We start from the raw sequence: 18,785 nt of genomic DNA, 5'->3' as shown, positions 1-18,785 counted from the left end.
ATGCTGCAGAATGAAAAATTATTCTCCCGCCACCGTCACACCCCGCAGCAGTACCGCACACGGTACCACGCGGTTGTTGAGCTGCTGTGTCTCTTTCGAGAAAGTCAGATTTTTCAGCACATCGTCATAACGGGCGGAAAGTGATCCGCTGGTTGTCGGATGGGAGGTGGTTCCGTCGCTCTCATACGCGAGCCGGATCTCACCGCCGCAGGTGCCGCTTACGGCATCCATATCAAACGCACTGAAATCGGTGATTTCTATATGCGGCATGCTGCGCAGCTCGTCGAGTGTTTTCGAACCGCCTTCAACTACCATGTTATTCATGGAAGTAGTATCCTTCATGCCGATATAATGGGCATGCTGAAGGCTGCCCCAGTAGGAGCGGCAGATGCCGTTTTCAAACAGAACGCGCTCGGCTACCGGCATACCGGTTTCGTCGTACGGCGCGTTTTTGGCAGAGCCGTCGAGCGTCGGCACGAGGCGGATATTCAGCGGATCGGCATCTGCGCCGGTGATGGCTTCACCGATTTTTGCCTTTGCGACGCCCATGTACTGATAAGAAGCATTGGTATGCATAGCAAAATACTGGAAGAAACTGCCGACGGCATTTCCGGTCAGGAGAACATCAGCATGCTCATTCTGGCGGGTCGGAACAGCATTCAGACGCTGGCGGCCGGTGTGGAACATTCCGCGCACTTCGGCGATGATCTTCTCGGCAGATTCGTCGGAGAAGCGGAGATCCTTGTAGATCTCAATCTCATGATCATCCTTGCGGGAGTTTGTGACAACCTCGATCTCGCAGTCAAAGCCGGAGAAGGTGACATCGACACCGCGGGAATTGCGGATGTGTGTCTGCTTCTGGTTGACGAAAATCTCATAGGAGTTTACGCGGGAATCCTCTTCCGCCTTGATTTCCTGCATAGCCTGCACCAGTTTTACGAGTTTAGCGGTAAGATCGCGGGAAGCATCAGCCATGTCGGCGCTTGCCTGGGCATCCGATGGCTCTGCAATCGGGTACCATGGGTTCTGCACGAACTGTGCAGCGAACAGCGCCTGGTCAATTTCCTGCTGCATTTCTTCGCGGGAAATGCCCTGGTGGATCTCTTTTTCTGCGCTTCCGCGGAATTTCCCATCCTCACTGTCGACAAAGACGGTCAGAAACGTATGCGTTACTTTTTTCGCGCGGCTCATGTCGAGCTTCTGACCGATGAAAAATGCCTCGCGGGATTCGGTCTGCTCTTCGCGGATCAGAAAGTCGCTGGCTTTGCTTGCTTTTAATACATCGTATAATTCGTTCATCAGCCTAACCTCACTTTACATTTCAGATACGGGCCGCCATCGCTGACTTTGACCCATTCTTTGTGACCTTTTCCGCACATGCCGGAGCCGAAGAGCTCTTCTTTGTCGGAAACCATGGAGATGCTCTTTAAGAGATCTGGAACGTAGCCGGTCAGGGTGACAGGAGATACGACTTTTCCGGTCAGCTTACCATCTTTGATCTCGCGGCCGAGTCCGACCATGCACTGGATGCCCCAGTGTTTCGGGTCTTCCATACCGGACTGAACGCTTTCGAGAAGATAGCCGTGATCAATCGAAGCGATCATATCATCGAGTTTGTCTGTGCCTGCGGTGAAGTAGGTGTTGGTCATACGGGAGTAGACTTTGCGCTCGAAGCTCTCGCGTTTTCCGTTTCCGGTCGGCGTGGTGCCAAGGCGGAGTGCGCTTACGAGATCGCTGATGCCGGTAACGAGTGTACCGTGGTCGATGACCGTGGTGTCGGTGCCGAGCGTTCCCTCATCATCAAAAAGATAACTGCTGACCTGCTGTGCGCCGACTGCTCCGTCGTGCATGGAGGAGAGCTGGGAGGCAACAGGCTTGCCGATATACTCTTTGGCGAGTGCGCGGTCTTTGACAAACATATCCATCTCGACACCGTGGCCGAATGCCTCGTGTGCAATCACGCCGGTGACATCCGGTGCGGTGATGACATCGTACATGCCAGGGATGACCGGATCGGAGTGGAGCTTGTCGTACAGAACGGCGATGATTTCCTCAACAATCGCATCCATCTCATTTAAGATTTCCACGCCTTTCAGGCCGGAGCAGGAACGGTACGACATATTCTGTTTTCCGTTTTCTGTGCCGATTGCGGAAAGGGAGCCCTCAGAGAAAGCGTAGGACTGCATCAGATCCTTTTTGGAGGAGAGGAACAGCTTGTTGACACGGGCAAAGCTGACGGTACTCTGGAATTCCAGAATTCCTTCATGGGCAGCGCCGGCGTCGCAGAGCTTCCGAAGGTGGGAGAGAATCTCCTCTGCGGAGACGGTCTCCGGGTCAATCTCGATTTCATTCTGCATCGTTTTGGTGATGGCTTCTTCCTGCACGAGAGGAGACTCCATCTGCGCGATGCCGAGTGCCTTTAATGCCTGAAATTCGGATTTCAGCGCGGAAGTAATTTCCTCCGCAAGATCTGCGGCATCGGTGAGGTTGTTGAAGGAATATTCGGTGTAGGAACCGTCCTGCCATGCACGGACAACGAAGCCGCGTTCACAGAAGTGATAATCGCCGACGGTGGTCTGATGCATGCTGACGCGGTAGGTCGTACCTTTGACATCGGTGCAGAGCACGCTGACGTAATCAAATTCGCGCTCGAGCAGACGGATCAGTTCCTGAATCTGTGGTTTGATTTCCACAAGATAGGATGACATTGGAACCTGCATAAGTTTGATGTCCTTTCTGGAGCCTGCCGGAGTGTTGGATAGAGAACCTGCGCCGGGGCTCAAAATAATAGAATCCGGAAAAATAGTTTCGAAAAAATCCCGAACATAGTTTCATTATAGAAGTGGGAAATGGAAAAAGCAATAAAAAAAGGTTGACAAAATGAATTTTGATGATATACTTTGAATATCAAAACATTTGAAAAGAAAAATGTTTGAGAATGAAATAAGCAAGAGGACAGTAAGGTGAAAAACGGCAGAATTGCGGGAACCGGTTCGTATGTACCGGAGACGATATGGAAAAATGAAGATCTGGAAAAGATGGTGGATACGAGCGATATCTGGATCCGGGAGCGGACGGGAATCGGTGCGCGCCACATAGCCGGGGAGGAGACGGTTGCCCAAATGGCAGTAAAGGCGGCGAGAAGAGCGCTGGAAAATGCCGGGATCTGTTCGACAGAACTGGATCTGATTCTCGTCGGAACCTCCTCGTCGGAGAGCATCTTTCCGAATACCGCCTGTCTTGTGCAGGATGAAATCGGTGCCTTCCGTGCCGCCTGTCTCGATGTCAGCGCCGCCTGCACCGGATTTCTTGCGGTGTATGAGCTGGGCCAGCTGTATATCCGGAGCGGCAAGGCAAAAAACGTGCTGCTGATCGGCGCAGATGCCCTGAGCCGTCTGGTGGACTGGAGTGACCGCGGAACCTGCATTCTGTTCGGGGACGGCGCGGGAGCCATTGTGCTGACGGCGGAGGAGCAGGAGACAAAAGCGTGCGAAAAGATCCATTCCGATGGAGAAAAAGGCGTGTCGCTGACCTGCGAAAAGGGAACGTATCTGCAGATGGACGGCCGTGCCGTGTTCCAGTTTGCTTTATCACGCGTGCCGGAAGTCATCCGCGAGGTGCTGAAAGAAGCCGAGGTGCCGGTCGAGGAGATTGATGCCTTCATCCTTCATCAGGCAAACAGCCGCATCATCGACGGCGTGGCAAAACGACTGAAGGCGCCGAAAGAAAAATTTCCGCGGAATATCGAAGCATACGGCAATACGTGTGCGGCGAGCATTCCGATTCTGCTGGATGAGTGGAACCGGTCCGGCAGAGCCAAAAAAGGACAGAGAATCGTTCTCTCCGGTTTCGGAGCAGGACTGATCTGGGGCGCGGCGTACCTGGAATGGTAAGAAACGCCCATATAAAATAAGAAGAATAAGAAAAAAGTGAGGACAAAAACATGTTAGAAAAAGTAAAAGAAACCGTAGCAGAAGCACTGGGAGCAGACATCGATACCATCACAGCGGAGACTTCCTTCAAAGAGGATCTCGGAGCAGATTCCCTGGATCTGTTTGAAATGGTCATGTCCCTCGAGGACACCTGCGGCGTGGAAATCCCGACCGAGGATCTGGAAACGATGGTAACTGTCGGTGATGTTGCAGAGTATCTGGAGCAGCACAAAAACTAAGAAAGATCGGGAAGCAGGAGGAAGCGATTCATGATCACAGAAGTGACAAAATTACTCGGGATTCAGTATCCAGTCATTCAGGGCGGCATGGCCTGGGTGGCGGAGCATCATCTGGCAGCGGCAGTTTCCGAGGCCGGCGGCCTTGGCCTCATCGGAGCATCGGCGGCACCGGCAGAGTGGGTTCGGAATGAAATCCGCGAAGCAAAAAAACTGACGGACAAACCGTTCGGCGTCAACATCATGCTGATGAGCCCGTATGCGGATGAGGTGGCAAAAGTGGTTGCCGAGGAAGGCGTAAAAGTCGTTACGACGGGCGCAGGAAATCCGGAGAAATATATGGAACTGTGGAAAAACGCTGGTATCCGCGTCATCCCGGTGGTCGCTTCCGTGGCTCTTGCAAGACGAATGGAGCGCGCAGGCGCAGATGCCGTTGTGGCAGAAGGATGTGAGTCCGGCGGCCATATCGGCGAGACGACAACGATGGCACTCGTTCCGCAGGTGGCAGATGCCGTAAAAATTCCAGTCATTGCGGCCGGTGGAATTGCGGACGGACGCGGCATGGCAGCAGCCTTTATGCTGGGTGCCGAGGCGGTTCAGATGGGAACGCGTTTTGTCGCTTCGAAAGAGGCCGTTGTGCATGAAAATTACAAGCAGCTGGTGATCAAGGCGAAAGATATTGATACCCGCGTGACAGGCCGCACAACCGGTCATCCGGTGCGGGCGATCCGAAATGAGATGACACGCCATTATCTGGAACTGGAAAAAGAGGGAGCTCCGTTCGAAGAGCTGGAAAAACTGACGCTCGGCGGTCTTCGAAGAGCCGTTGTGGACGGCGATGTCAAAACCGGAAGCGTGATGTCCGGTCAGATTGCAGGTATGGTAAAAGACGAGAAAAGCTGCAAAGAAATCATAGAGCAGATGATGAATGAGATGGAAGAACTTCTGAAAGGAGCACCGGCGCGGTTATGAGTAAAACAGCATTTATGTTTCCTGGACAGGGTTCCCAGTGTGTCGGCATGGGCGCGGATTTTTATGAAGCATGTCCGAAAGCGAGAGCCGTCTACGATATGGCATCCGAGCTGATCGGGATTGATATGAAAAAACTCTGTTTTGAGGAAAATGAACATCTGGATCAGACAGAGTTTACCCAGATTGCACTGCTGACAACCGGAATGGCGATGGAGCAGTCCATCCGGGCGTGCGGCCTTACGCCGGATGTGACAGCGGGCCTCAGCCTTGGCGAGTACAACGCGATTGTGTCCGCCGGCGGTATGGAAATGGCGGATGCGATGAAGGTCGTCCGCAGAAGAGGCATCCTGATGGAAGAGGCCGTTCCGGCAGGCGAGGGCGCGATGGCGGCGGTGCTCGGCATGGAAGATGCAAAAATCGAAGAGATTTTGAGCGGGATTTCCGGCGCCTACATTGCCAATTACAACTGCCCGGGTCAGATTGTCATCACCGGATATGAGGCGGCAGTGGCAGAGGCTTCGGAAAAGTTAAAAGAAGCAGGCGCAAAGCGGGTACTTCCGCTGAACGTAAGCGGCCCGTTCCATTCCCCGATGATGGAAGCTGCGTCCCAGGGGCTGACCGAAGCGCTCGAGGGCGTCGGCTTTATGGAGTTGAAGATTCCGTATGTGACGAATGTAACCGGCCAGTATGTGCGTGATACTGCACTGACGCGCGGCCTTCTGATCCAGCAGGTGGCATCCGGTGTGCGGTGGCAGCAGAGCATCGAGGCAATGATTGCGGACGGCGTTGATACCTTCGTGGAGATCGGACCGGGAAGAACACTGACCGGCTTTTTAAGAAAAATCAACCGGGATGTAAAAGGTTACAATATCCGCACCTATGAGGAAATGCATCAGGTGTGCGAAACTTTATTATAGATAGTGGATTATGCAGCAGGAGAATGAGATGTTAAGTGGAAAAACAGCAGTAGTAACGGGCGCATCCCGCGGAATCGGGCGTGCGATTGCAGAAAAACTGGCGGCGGAGGGAGCCTTTGTTGTCATCAATTACAATGGTTCAAAAGAGGCGGCCGAAACCGTGCTTGCGGGAATCCGCGCGGCAGGAGGAGACGGCTGCGTGATGCAGTGCAATGTATCGGATTTTGCGGCGTGTGAAGCGTGGATGAAGGAAATTCTTGCTTTGTATGGGAAAATCGATATTCTGGTCAACAACGCGGGCATCACAAAGGACGGCCTTCTGATGGGCATGTCGGAGGAAGCCTTCGACCGTGTCATTGAGACAAACCTCAAGGGAACGTTCAACTGCATCCGCTTTGCGGCACGGCCGATGATCCGTCAGAAGAGCGGCTGCATCATCAACATGGCTTCTGTGGTCGGCGTGGCAGGAAACGCCGGACAGGCAAATTATGCGGCATCGAAAGCAGGTGTGATCGGCCTGACGAAAACAGCGGCACGGGAACTGGCATCCCGCGGCATCCGCGTCAATGCGATTGCGCCGGGCTTTATTGAGACCGATATGACGGAGGTTCTTTCGGATAAAGTGAAAGAAGCATCCGTATCCCAGATTCCGCTTGGCCATTTCGGAAAGCCGGAGGATGTGGCGAACTTGGCCGCATTTCTGGCATCCGAAGCGGCAGCTTACATCACCGGACAGGTGATTCACTGCGACGGCGGCATGGTGATCTAAGAAAAGGAGAGTTGGAATGAAGAGAAGAGTAGTCATCACAGGGCTGGGTGCGGTAACCCCGATTGGAAATACCGTGGAGGAATTCTGGAACGGCGTCCGCAAGGGAGCCTGCGGAATCGGAACGATTACGAAATTTGATACAGCAGAATATAAAGTACATCTGGCAGGCGAGGTCAAAGGCTTCGTGGCAAAAGAACGCATGGATTTCAAGGCGGCAAGACGAATGGGAACTTTCTCCCAGTATGCCGTTGCGGCAGCAAAAGAAGCGTTTGCAGATGCCGGCATTTCCATGGAGAATGAAGATCCGTTCCGCGTCGGCGTTCTGGTGGGTTCCGGCGTCGGTGATCTGAATGCATGCGAGCAGGCGAAAGCCAAAATTGATGCCGGAAATCCGTCCCGCGTCAACCCGTTTACCGTTCCGGTGATGATTGCGAACATGGCGGCGGGAAACGTTGCGATTGCACTCGGCGCGAAAGGAAAATGTACCAGCGTGGTAACGGCGTGTGCGACAGGAACGCACTGCATTGGCGATGCCTTCCGCGCAATTCAGTACAACGACGCGGACATCTGTGTGGCAGGCGGTGCGGAGAGCGCAATTACGCCGGTCGGCGTGGCAGGCTTTTCGGCACTGACCGCACTTTCCGAGTCGGAAGATCCGCTGCGGGCTTCGATTCCGTTTGATAAAGACCGGAACGGTTTCGTCATGGGTGAGGGCGCCGGCATTCTCGTACTTGAGGAGCTGGAGCACGCGAAACAGCGCGGCGCGAAGATCTATGCAGAGGTAGTCGGATACGGCGCAACCTGCGATGCGTACCACATTACTTCTCCATTGGAAGATGGAAGCGGTGCGGCACGTGCGATGGAGCTTGCGATGGAAGAAGCGGGAGTAAAACCGGAAGAAGTTACTTATATTAATGCACACGGAACGTCCACACATCACAACGATCTGTTTGAAACGCGTGCGATCCGGAAAGCCTTCGGTGATGCGGCAGACTATGTGCTGGTCAACTCGACGAAATCGATGGTCGGTCATCTGCTCGGCGCGGCAGGCGGTGTGGAAGCTGTTGTCTGTGCGAAATCCATTCAGGACGGCTTCGTGCATCAGACGATTGGAACAAAGGAAGCAGATGCGGAATGCGATCTGAATTACTGCATCGGCGCTCCGGTGGAAACCGATGTGAAACTGGCAATGAGCAATTCCCTTGGTTTTGGCGGCCACAATGCGGTGCTGCTGTTTCAGAAATATGAATAAAGCGGCATCGTGTTCCGGTGCAGAAAGGAAAATAAGATGGAATTAGATCAGATTTTACAGTTGATTGATAAAGTTTCGGATTCTTCGCTGACCGCGTTTGATTACGAGGCTGATGGGATCAAGATTGCCATGGAGCATGGAAAAGCAGCTCCGGTGCAGGTGCAGATGAGCGGGGTTCCATCCGGTGCCGGTCTGCAGATGGCAGAGATGATGGGCGGAGCAAATGGCGTGACAGCGCAAGAAGCAGCCATGCCAGAGAGAAAAGAAACGGCAGGAAAAAATACAGCGGCTGAGGAGCACAGTGAAGCAGAAGAAGGCGTTTTTGTGACATCCCCGCTGGTCGGAACGTTTTACACAGCTCCGGCAGAGGATGCCGAGCCGTTTGTGAAGGTTGGCGACACCGTGAAAAAGGGACAGGTCGTAGCAATCGTGGAGGCCATGAAGCTGATGAATGAGATCGAGAGTGAAGTGGACGGCGTGATTGCGGAGGTTCTGGTGAAAAACGGCGAGATGGTTGATTACGGAAAACCGCTGTTCCGGGTGAAAGCGTAAAGCCGGGACGAGAAAGGAAGCAGCGAATGAACAGTTTGACAACGAAACAGATTCAGGAGATTATTCCACACAGACATCCGTTTCTGCTGGTGGATTACATAGAAGATTTTGAACCGGGCGAATTCGGTATTGGATACAAATGTGTGACGTACCGCGAGGACTTTTTTGCCGGTCATTTTCCGCAGGAGCCGGTGATGCCGGGCGTGCTGATTATCGAGGCGCTGGCGCAGGTCGGTGCGGTTGCGATTCTTTCTCTTGACGAGAATAAGGGAAAAATTGCATTTTTCGGCGGCATCAACAAGTGCCGCTTTAAGGGAAAAGTGAAACCGGGAGACAAGCTTCGTCTGGAGACGAAAATTATCCGCCACAAGGGACCGATGGGCGTCGGGGAAGCGGTTGCTTCGGTCGACGGCAAGGTGGTCGCGCAGGCGGAACTGACCTTTATGGTGGGGGCAGCACAATGATTCGAAAAGTTTTGATTGCAAACCGTGGGGAGATCGCGGTCCGGATTATCCGGGCATGCCGTGAGATGGGAATTCTCACGGTTGCTGTTTATTCGGAGGCGGACCGGGAGGCACTGCATGCGCAGCTCGCGGATGAGGCGGTGTGCATCGGGCCGGCGCCGTCGAAGGACAGTTATTTAAATATGGAACGTATTTTGAGTGCGGCGCTTGTGACGGGGGCGGATGCGGTTCATCCGGGATTTGGATTCCTGTCGGAGAACAGCACGTTTGCGCGGAGATGCCAGGAGTGCCACATTACGTGGATTGGGCCGTCGCCTGAGGTGATGGACCGTCTGGGTAATAAGTCTGAGGCGCGAAATACGATGCAGGCAGCCGGTGTGCCGGTGATTCCGGGGACGAAGGAACCTGTTTTTGACTGGGAGACGGGTCTTTCTGAGGCCGACCGGATTGGTTTTCCGGTGATGATTAAGGCGGCGCTTGGAGGCGGCGGCAAGGGTATGCGCATGGCGGAGACGCGCGGGGAGTTCCAGAGTGCGTTTCAGACGGCGCAGAAGGAGGCTAAAAGTTCGTTTGCGGACGGGACGATGTATGTGGAGCGGCTGATTCGTCATCCACGTCATGTGGAGTTTCAGATTATGGCGGACTCGTTTGGGAATGTGATTCATCTTGGCGAGCGGGACTGCTCGATTCAGAGGAATCATCAGAAGATGATTGAGGAGTCGCCTTGTGTGGCGATTGATGACACGCTGCGGGAGCGGATGGGCTCGGCGGCGGTCCGGGCGGCGAAGGCGGCGCATTATGTGAATGCGGGGACGATTGAGTTTCTGCTGGAGCCGGACGGGAATTTTTATTTTATGGAGATGAATACGCGGATTCAGGTGGAGCATCCGGTGACGGAGTGGGTCACGGGGGTGGATCTGATTCAGGAACAGCTTCGGGTGGCTTCGGGGATGCCGCTGTCGGTGACGCAGGGGGAGGTCCGGCTTTCGGGGCATGCGATTGAGTGCAGGATTAATGCGGAGAATCCGGCGAAGAATTTCAGGCCTTGTCCGGGGAAGATTACGGAGATGCATCTGCCTGGTGGATTTGGAGTACGGGTGGATACGGCGGCGTATGACGGGTATGTGATTCCGGCGTTTTATGATTCGATGCTGGCGAAGCTGATTGTGCATGGGAGGACGCGTGAGGAGGCGATTGCGCGGATGAGGAGTGCGCTGGGGGAAGTCGTCATCGAGGGAGTCGACACTAACGTTGATTATTTGTATTCTATTTTAAATGAAGAGGAGTATTTGGCCGGGAGGGCGGATATTGAGTTTGTGGAGCGGTTGACGGAGAGATTGTGAGAGACGGACGCCGCCCGGCAGTACAGCAGAGGGGGACGGCGCGGTTTCAGAGGAAAGAAACACTAAGGCCGCCCCCCTCTGCTGTACTGCCGGGCGGCTGAGATCAGACACACGACTGGGAGAGTGTGGTCAGCGACACCGCGGGGCGGTGCGGCTGGGATGACAGGAGTGAGCGGTGAAGAGAGAATGAATGCCTCGATGGGTGAGGTGTGTGGTTGGAAGATTGTTATGGTGACAATAGAGTGAAAGTGTTATGACGTAAGGAGTGATGGTGGTATGATGCTGGGTAAGTATTTTAAGAAGACGGTGTTTCGGAAGGAGCACACGGCGGATGGGGTGGTGCCGGAGGCGCCGCAGGGGATTTTGAAGAAGTGTAATGCTTGTAAGGGGGCTATTTTTACGGAGGATGTGAAGAGGAATCTCTATATTTGTCCGAAGTGTGGGAATTATTTTCGGGTGCATGCGTATCGGAGGATTGAGTTTCTTCTGGATGATGGGAGTTTTGAGGAATGGGATCAGGGGATGACGGCGGGGAATCCGCTGGGGTTTCCGGGGTATGAAGAGAAGGTGAGGGCTCTGCAGGAGAGAACAGGACTTACGGAGGCTGTTGTGACTGGTAAGGGACGGATCAACGGGATGGAGACGGTGATCGGGGTCTGTGATGGCAGGTTTATGATGGCCAGTATGGGTGAGGCTGTTGGGGAGAAGATTACGCGGGCGGTGGAGAGGGCGACGAAGCTCTCGCTGCCGGTGATTTTGTTTGCGTGCTCGGGAGGGGCGCGGATGCAGGAGGGGATTGTTTCTCTGATGCAGATGGCGAAGACGTCGGCGGCGCTGAAAAGACACAGTGATGCGGGGCTTTTGTATGTGAGTGTGCTGACGGACCCGACGACGGGCGGCGTGACGGCGAGCTGGGCGATGCTGGGGGACATTATTCTGGCGGAGCCGCATGCGCTGATCGGGTTTGCGGGACCGAGGGTTATTGAGCAGACAATAGGACAGAAACTGCCGAAAGGGTTCCAGCGGGCAGAGTTTCTGGTGGAGCATGGGTTTGTGGATCGGATTCTGCCAAGAGAAGAGGCGAAAGAGGTGCTGTCGGAGATTCTGCGGATGCATGGGAAAGATATCGAAGTTTCCTCGGAAGTGCTGACTTTGGGGGATGGAGACGTGAAGCGGTCTTTGGCAGCACCAGAAACGGGAGAGAAAACATCGGCTTGGGACTGTGTGCAGAAAGCGCGGAAAAAGGACCGACCGGTGGGAGAAGATTATATTCGGGAGCTGTTTCCTGATTTTATTGAGTTTCATGGTGATCGACTGTATGGCGATGATGCGGCGATCATCGGCGGTATTGCATCGTTTGACGGCACACCGGTCACGGTCATCGCCGAGGCGAAAGGCGCGGATACGAAAGAAAACATCCGCCGCAATTTCGGCATGCCGTCCCCGGAGGGCTACCGCAAAGCCCTGCGTCTGATGAAACAGGCCGAAAAATTCCACAGGCCTGTTATCTGTCTCGTAGACACCCCAGGCGCCTTCTGCGGAATGGAAGCCGAAGAACGCGGCCAGGGCGAGGCGATTGCGCGGAACCTGTATGAAATGTCAGCGTTAAAAACGCCGGTTCTTTCTATTGTCATTTCAGAAGGCGGCAGCGGCGGTGCACTGGCACTCGCCGTGGCGGATGAAGTGTGGATGATGCAGAATGCCATCTACTCCATCCTGTCGCCGGAGGGATTTGCAAGCATCCTGTGGAAAGACGGCAAACGCGCGCCGGAGGCCGCCGAGGTGATGAAGCTGACGGCGGGGGATTTGAAGGAACTGGGAATTGTAGAAGAGATTGTGGAAGAGCCGGGGGAGTTTACGGTGGACACAATGCCAGTGGTGTGTGAAGAATTGAGAGGCAAAATTCTGAGATTCCTGGAAAAGTATGAGAAGATGGATGGGGAAGAACTGGTAGAGGAGAGGTATCGGAGATTTCGGGATATGTGAAAAGAAGATTTTGACATATTCTGAAATGCATGATATTATGATATTGAAAAGAGTGCTACCGATAGACGGTTAGTCCATATTTATTGGTTTATGTAAAAATAGTCGCCAAAGTTTGCAGGACTGGGCGGCTATTTTTGTGATTTCGCAGTATCTTTGCCGAAGTTGTATCCAAGGCTAAAGCAGGTTAAGCCGAAACTTACAACTGCTATGAAGTCGATAATACTCATGGCTTAGCCCTCCTTTCCAAGGAATTCCCATATAAAGGGTTTCTATGTAATCGGAGAGTCACAGTCCCTCCGTAGAAGGACTAACCGCCTACCGTTATGGCAGCACCCGTATATTGAGTATAACAGTTTCTTGTAGTCCATTCAACAAAAATATGATTGAAATGCAGAATAAAAATATACGGATTTTAGATATACAAAATAAATAGAGGATTTGAAGGGAGGAATAACTAATTGACGTTGGCGGAATTTATGGTAAGATAGAGGGGCAGAATAAGAGTGCGGGAAATATTCTGCGGGTTCAGACGAAGGTCTGTGAGTTGAAAAACATTTTTGAATAACTGTTATGTAAAAAGCATTGGAAAATAATCTGATGCTTTTTATATTTTAGACTATTTAAGAATTATTCAATAATATAAACTTTACATTATTGAAAACTTATAAAAATATAATTTGTATTGCATGTTAGTAGAAAAGGTGATATAGTGAAAATATAAAAGAAGAAGCTATCAGATATTGGCAGTATCGGATAACTTCTTCAGGTAGAAAACTGATTCAATTTAGAAATAAGATCTAAAAAGAATAGTAAACTACGAACATATACTATTCTATACGTTATTTTCTAATTTGTAAAGTCTTCTATAATTTTAGAGTAAAAAATACTCTAACACACAAAGGAAGAATTACAAAATCTAAAAATCTTTGTAAATTCCCAATGTGAAAATAAAAATCAAATTGATACTAAGGCAGAAATGCGATTTAAGAGGAGAGGTGGTAAAAAGGATTTTGAATAGAATTATTTGACATGTCAAAGTAGAAAACGATGAGGTATAAACTAAATATATGATCGAACAAAAGTTTGAAAATATATTGCGCTACAGGTCGGAGTCTGCTATAATGTGGTAAAAATGAATAAAAAATCAGAACTTGACTCCGAAAAATAAACAAAATAGACAAAAGGAGAAAGTGATGAATAATACAAACGAAAATAAAACAAGTGACATTTATCTTGCACATGTGGATTTTGAAACAGGCCGTACCCAGAGCTTTCAGGAACATACAGATAATGTAACATCATATGCAAAAAGCATTTGTCCTATGGGAGAGATTCAGAAACTTGTCGAGGCGGCCGCACTTTTTCATGATGCGGGGAAACTCTCTGATGATGTGCAGAAAGATTTTCAAGATATCTTGAAAAAGGGGGATCAGGCACACCGAAACGATTTGGATCACTCAACCGCAGGTGGACGGATGCTATGGAAAATGATGCGGCAGAAAACAGCAGCAGAGCTGTTAAGTACAGTTGTGTACTCACATCATGGAATCAGCGACTGTATTGATTTTGAAAGCGGGTGTACCTTACAGGAACGCAGAGCGGAAAAAGAGTGTCAGGAAGACATTGTGAAGGAAAGATTTTTTCAGATCTTTGATAAAGAGAAAATCCAAAAAGTGTGCGAAGCAGCAGATGCACAATATGTTCAGATTAATAAAAAAATAGGAATGTTTGTGCGAAAAAGCACAAAACAAAATCGTCATTGTGGAAATGGATATTTTTATATTGGAATGTATTTCAGAGTATTGCTTTCTATGCTGCTTGACAGTGATTGGACAGATACGGAAAAATTTTTTCAGAATGAAGAATTGAAACAACGTATTTCAAAGAAAGAAATACAGAAAATATGGCAACAGAGTATACAATGTTTTGAGAACTATCTTAATCATGAAATTCGAAACAAGGCAGAAAATGGCCAGAGTCTTCAGGCAGTCCGGCAGGAGATTTCTGAGAGGTGCTATGAAGAGGCAGAAAAAGAAACGAGACTGTATCGTCTGACAGTACCAACGGGAGCTGGAAAGACATTAAGTAGTTTGCGCTTTGCACTGTATCGTGCCGAGCGGACCCAAAAACAGCATATTATTTATGTTGCCCCATTTAACAGTATTTTAAGTCAGAATGCCGATGAGATCCGGAGAGCAGTTGACGATCCGGATATCGTACTGGAACATCATTGCAATGTGATTCTTTCGGAGAAAAAGCAGGAGAAAGACTATAAAAAACTGACAGAAACATGGGATGTACCAATTATTATGACATCAGCTGTACAGGTATTGAATGTACTTTTTTCGGGACAGAAAAGAGATATCCGCAGAATGCATACCTTATGTAACAGCGTGATCATTTTTGATGAGGTACAGGCCATTCCGAAGAAGTGTATGGAACTTTTTAACTTAGCAGTAAATTTTCTTACCAATTTTGCGGAATCGGATGTTGTATTATGTTCAGCTACCCAGCCATCCATTAAAGATTTGAAAGAGAATAATTTAAGTGAATGCATGGAGATGACGGAAATCATAGAAAAGTATGAAGAAGCCTTTCGAAGAACGGATATCGTAGATTTGACAGAAACAGAAGCGTATCCGGGCGGAATGGAAATTGAGGATCTCTGTGATTTTACGTTGCAGCAAGCTGAGACATTTCGAAATGTGCTGGTCATAGTAAATACAACCGAATGTGCAAAACAAGTATATGAAAAGATAAAAAGCAGCTGTTCAGACGAAGATCAAGTTTTTCACCTGAGCAATAAACTTTGCCCGCAAAATAAAGAGGACACGTTGGAAACGGTCCATGCGGCATTACGAAAAAATAGAGAATCCGGATATACAGGCAGAGTGATCTGCATCAGTACACCGGTTGTAGAAGCGGGTGTAAATTTTTCTTTTGGCTGTGTCATTCGATCAAAAGCGGGATTGGATCATGTGATCCAGGCCGCTGGAAGAGGAAATCGCCACAAGGAGTATCCCTGGTTTGGAAAGATTTACATTGTACAATTGACAAACGAGGCCGAAAGTCTGGAAAAGCTGCCAGAGATACAAGAAGAACAAAGAGCAGTACAAAAATTATTAGAACAATTTCGAAGTAAGCCTGAAATTTTTGAAAAAAGATTAGATTCGTCGAAAGCGATAGCGATTTATTATCAGTATTACTATCAGGTGCTGCAGGCTGATATCACGAAATTTCCGGCGAAAAATTATAAAACGACCTTGCTAGAAATGCTGGGAAAAAATTGTCCGGGAAGAAAACAATATTGGCATAAGTTTGAACAAGAGTATAAGGGGGGAATGGCACAGGCATTTGCAACGGCAGGAAAAGAATTTGAAGTTATTTCTAATGATTATAAGATTCCAGTTGTGGTTCCCTATAATGATGAGGCCAAAAAACTGATTGCAGCATTTGTCGGAGCAGATGGTGAGTATTTACCTTGGGAGGAAAAGCAGAGGATGCTGCGGGAACTGCAAAAATATACGGTTGGAATTTCAGAAGTGCAGAAGGAACGTCTTAATAATGCAATATATCAAATTAGTGATGAAGAAATACTCGCGTTGAGCGAAGGGTATTACAGCAATGAAGTTGGTGTGCTGGAAGAACCGCAGATGAACTTTGAGAACTATTAAACATATTGGAGGTGGTACAATGGAAAAACATGCGAATACCATAGAGTACGAGGTGTATGGGAACTATGCATTGTTTTCTGATCCGGTGGTGCGTGTTGGAGGCGAAAAAACAAGTTATTCAATTCCAACTTACGAGGCATTGCGAGGTATTACGGAAAGCATATTTTGGAAACCCACGATCTTTTGGGTAATTGATGAAATTCGCGTTATGAACCGGATTCAGACGGAAACAAAAGGTATTCGTCCTATTAAATACAATGGCGGAAACGAACTGGCATACTACACGTATTTAAAGGATGTGCGTTATCAGGTACGTGCTCATTTTGAATTTAATGAGCATCAGGTCAACATGGTACAGGATAGAAATGAGCGAAAATATCAGTGCATGTCAGAAAGAATGGTAAAGAGCGGAGGCCGGAGAGATATTTTTCTTGGAACAAGAGAATGTCAGGCATTTGTGGAACCGTGTGAATTTGGCAGTGGAGCAGGATATTATGATGATATGGAAAAAGATATAGATTTCGGTTTCTCTTATCATGGAATTACTTATGCGGAAGAAGCCGTTTTGTCGGAGGATCAGGGAAAAATGACGGTAAGATTCTGGGAGCATCCGACCATGACAAGGGGAGGCTACATCGTTTATCCCCGTCCGGAAGAGTGTACAATCAAACGTCATATACGAAAAATGCAGCCGAAAATATTTGAAAATATCGAGAAAGAAGAACATGAAAAAAGGGAGGTGAAAGATACGTGAACTGGGGAAGAGAAGCACTGGATTTGTACGAAAAAAATCTGAACAAGGTAGGAAAAATAGAATATCGTGGTGAATTTCCCTATACGCTGCTTCCAACATTCCACTCAACGGCAACGGCACAGATTACGGTAACCATTGATGAAGAAGGTAACTTTTTACATGGCGAACAGGTTCCTGCAAATGATAAATTTACCATTATTCCGGTTACAGAAAAATCAGGAAGCCGAACATCTGGAAAAGAAGCCCATCCCCTGTGTGATAATTTAAGATATCTGGCGGGCGATTATCCGCTTTATGTGGCGGACGATGGAAGCTGTTTTGAAATTTACATGGAACAATTAAAAAAATGGTATGAGTCAGAATTTTGCCATGATAAAGTAAGAGCAATTTATTATTATCTGCAGAAGAAAAGTTTGATGCATGATTTGATTGAACAGAAGGTATTGAAGCAAAATGAAGATGGAACGCTGGCAGAAAAGGAAACGATTCAGGGAATTGATCAAAGTAAAGCGTTTGTGCGATTTATTGTGCGCTCTTTAAGTAATCCACTGACAGAAACAGTTGATGAATGCTGGAAAGATAAGACCTTATGGGAAAAATATCAGCAGTATCAACGGTCTATGGAAGGGGAAAAGGGACTTTGCTATTTAAGTGGAAAAAGAGAAAGTATTTCCTATCTACAGCCAAAGAAAATCCGAAATGAAGGAGACGGCGCGAAACTGATTTCTTCAAATGATAAGGATAATTTTACGTATCGTGGTCGATTTGCAACGAAAGAAGAGGCATTTGCAATTGGAAATGAAACATCCCAGAAGGTTCACAACGCATTGAAATGGATTATCCGCAGACAGGGAGGCACATATGATACCATGGTGTTTGCTACATGGGAAACAGCGGAGGATTCAGCAGGAGAATTAGAAGTTCGATGGGACTCGGATACGGAGCATATTATATCTGAATTTGATGAATGGGATACCGGACTGGAAGATCCGGAGTTTGACACCAATGCGATCGGAGCGGAGCTGTTTCAGAAGGCGATGAGTGGGTATCGCACGCTGCAGAACGAGGAAAAATGTCCCACGACTATGAAATATATGGTGTTATTAGGAGTCGATGCAGCAACACCGGGGCGCCTGGCAGTCGTGGAAGCAAAAAAAATTGAAGAAACGCGGTATTTAGAGAATATCAGAAAATGGCACAAGGACTGCTGGTGGCGTCATGAAAAATGGAGAGACGGAAAAAGAATTGTTTATTATGGCATGGTTGGAGTAAAGGAGATAGCGGATCTTTTATTCGGAATAGAAAATAATGGAAGTATTACCATTGTAGATGGAAACAGCAAAAAACTTTATGCTGAGGTTGCAAAGCGTATCTTGCCATGTATTTGGGATGGGCAGAGAATACCAGCTGATTATGTGGAAAGGGCGATAAATAAGGCATCTAATCCATTGGCATATAAAGAACGGAGAAACTGGGAGCAGATTTTGCAGCTTGCGTGCTCCATGGTTAAAAAAAGAAGAAAAGAACTTTATAAGGAGGAATGGAAAATGGCGGTAGACAAAAATTGTACAGAAAGAGATTACCTGTATGGAAGATTGCTTGCTGTAGCAGATCGAATTGAATATCGGACTTTTGATGTGGATAAGGACAGAAGTAGAATTACAAATGCAAAGCGATACATGAATAATTTTTCGCAGAGACCGTTTGAAACCTGGAAAGTTATTGAAGAGAATATTCAGCCGTATTTGAGCAAATTGCCAGTGCCGGAACGAAGATTTTATGAAAATCTGCTGGACGAAATCGAGGACGCATTTGAAAGTGTAAACGATTATCAGGAGAATAAACGTTTGAGCGGCTTATATTTACTTGGATTTCACAGTCAGTCCTGTGGGCTGAGAACTTACAAAACAGAGAAAACAGAGGAGGAATAAAGA

General features: G+C 48.8%; 15 protein-coding genes. 13 read left to right on the top strand and 2 right to left on the bottom strand.

Features of this window, described 5'->3' with window-relative positions:
- Positions 1 to 18 precede the first annotated feature (18 nt).
- Together DXD02_RS03345 and DXD02_RS03340 are read right to left on the bottom strand one after the other, a co-directional pair.
- Positions 19 to 1,299: a metallopeptidase TldD-related protein gene (locus DXD02_RS03345; RefSeq protein WP_118666384.1), complete on the bottom strand. Its 1,281-nt coding sequence runs from the start codon at positions 1,297 to 1,299 to the stop codon at positions 19 to 21.
- Positions 1,299 to 2,720, bottom strand: a complete 1,422-nt coding sequence (locus DXD02_RS03340; protein WP_118666383.1) for a TldD/PmbA family protein — start codon at positions 2,718 to 2,720, stop codon at positions 1,299 to 1,301. Before DXD02_RS03340 ends, DXD02_RS03345 begins: the two co-directional genes overlap by 1 nt.
- A gap of 243 nt (positions 2,721 to 2,963) precedes the next feature.
- Here DXD02_RS03340 and DXD02_RS03335 point away from each other — a divergent pair, with 243 nt between their 5' ends.
- From DXD02_RS03335 to cas8c, 13 genes are all read left to right on the top strand, one after another.
- Positions 2,964 to 3,893, top strand: coding sequence for a beta-ketoacyl-ACP synthase III (locus DXD02_RS03335; RefSeq protein ID WP_118666382.1), 930 nt, complete (start codon positions 2,964 to 2,966; stop codon positions 3,891 to 3,893).
- A gap of 50 nt (positions 3,894 to 3,943) precedes the next feature.
- Positions 3,944 to 4,171 (top strand): acyl carrier protein, encoded by a 228-nt coding sequence (acpP, locus tag DXD02_RS03330; RefSeq protein ID WP_022462597.1) that lies wholly within the window; start codon positions 3,944 to 3,946, stop codon positions 4,169 to 4,171.
- A gap of 30 nt (positions 4,172 to 4,201) precedes the next feature.
- Positions 4,202 to 5,140 carry an enoyl-[acyl-carrier-protein] reductase FabK gene (gene fabK, locus DXD02_RS03325; RefSeq protein ID WP_022462596.1) on the top strand — a complete coding sequence of 313 codons (939 nt, stop codon included), beginning with the start codon at positions 4,202 to 4,204 and terminating at the stop codon, positions 5,138 to 5,140.
- Positions 5,137 to 6,057: an ACP S-malonyltransferase gene (gene fabD / locus DXD02_RS03320; protein ID WP_022462595.1), complete on the top strand. Its 921-nt coding sequence runs from the start codon at positions 5,137 to 5,139 to the stop codon at positions 6,055 to 6,057. The genes fabK and fabD overlap by 4 nt, the downstream gene beginning before the upstream one ends.
- A gap of 28 nt (positions 6,058 to 6,085) precedes the next feature.
- Entirely contained in the window at positions 6,086 to 6,826 is a 741-nt protein-coding gene (fabG, locus tag DXD02_RS03315) for a 3-oxoacyl-[acyl-carrier-protein] reductase (RefSeq protein ID WP_022462594.1), read from the top strand.
- Positions 6,827 to 6,842: 16 nt separating this feature from the next.
- Positions 6,843 to 8,078, top strand: coding sequence for a beta-ketoacyl-ACP synthase II (fabF, locus tag DXD02_RS03310; protein WP_118639963.1), 1,236 nt, complete (start codon positions 6,843 to 6,845; stop codon positions 8,076 to 8,078).
- Positions 8,079 to 8,114: 36 nt separating this feature from the next.
- Positions 8,115 to 8,630, top strand: a complete 516-nt coding sequence (accB, locus tag DXD02_RS03305) for an acetyl-CoA carboxylase biotin carboxyl carrier protein (protein WP_118666381.1) — start codon at positions 8,115 to 8,117, stop codon at positions 8,628 to 8,630.
- A gap of 26 nt (positions 8,631 to 8,656) precedes the next feature.
- Positions 8,657 to 9,094 (top strand): 3-hydroxyacyl-ACP dehydratase FabZ, encoded by a 438-nt coding sequence (gene fabZ / locus DXD02_RS03300; protein WP_022462591.1) that lies wholly within the window; start codon positions 8,657 to 8,659, stop codon positions 9,092 to 9,094.
- A complete protein-coding gene (locus tag DXD02_RS03295) occupies positions 9,091 to 10,437 on the top strand; it encodes an acetyl-CoA carboxylase biotin carboxylase subunit (protein ID WP_117509541.1) in 1,347 nt (448 codons plus the stop codon). The genes fabZ and DXD02_RS03295 overlap by 4 nt, the downstream gene beginning before the upstream one ends.
- Positions 10,438 to 10,713: 276 nt before the next feature.
- Entirely contained in the window at positions 10,714 to 12,423 is a 1,710-nt protein-coding gene (locus tag DXD02_RS03290; protein ID WP_082424902.1) for an acetyl-CoA carboxylase carboxyltransferase subunit alpha, read from the top strand.
- 1,193 nt (positions 12,424 to 13,616) lie between these two features.
- Positions 13,617 to 16,097 (top strand): CRISPR-associated helicase Cas3', encoded by a 2,481-nt coding sequence (gene cas3, locus DXD02_RS03285; RefSeq protein ID WP_118666380.1) that lies wholly within the window; start codon positions 13,617 to 13,619, stop codon positions 16,095 to 16,097.
- 19 nt (positions 16,098 to 16,116) lie between these two features.
- Complete coding sequence (gene cas5c / locus DXD02_RS03280) at positions 16,117 to 16,851, top strand: type I-C CRISPR-associated protein Cas5c (RefSeq protein ID WP_117509538.1); 735 nt, start codon at positions 16,117 to 16,119, stop codon at positions 16,849 to 16,851.
- Positions 16,848 to 18,782 (top strand): type I-C CRISPR-associated protein Cas8c/Csd1, encoded by a 1,935-nt coding sequence (gene cas8c / locus DXD02_RS03275; protein ID WP_118666379.1) that lies wholly within the window; start codon positions 16,848 to 16,850, stop codon positions 18,780 to 18,782. The genes cas5c and cas8c overlap by 4 nt, the downstream gene beginning before the upstream one ends.
- The last annotated feature ends 3 nt before the right edge of the window (positions 18,783 to 18,785 follow it).

This window comes from Blautia sp. TF10-30, from assembly GCF_003481245.1.
Lineage (GTDB): Bacteria > Bacillota > Clostridia > Lachnospirales > Lachnospiraceae > Fusicatenibacter > Fusicatenibacter saccharivorans.
The sequence above is the reverse complement of the archived record's forward strand: the minus strand, read 5'-3'. Positions and strand labels throughout refer to the sequence as shown.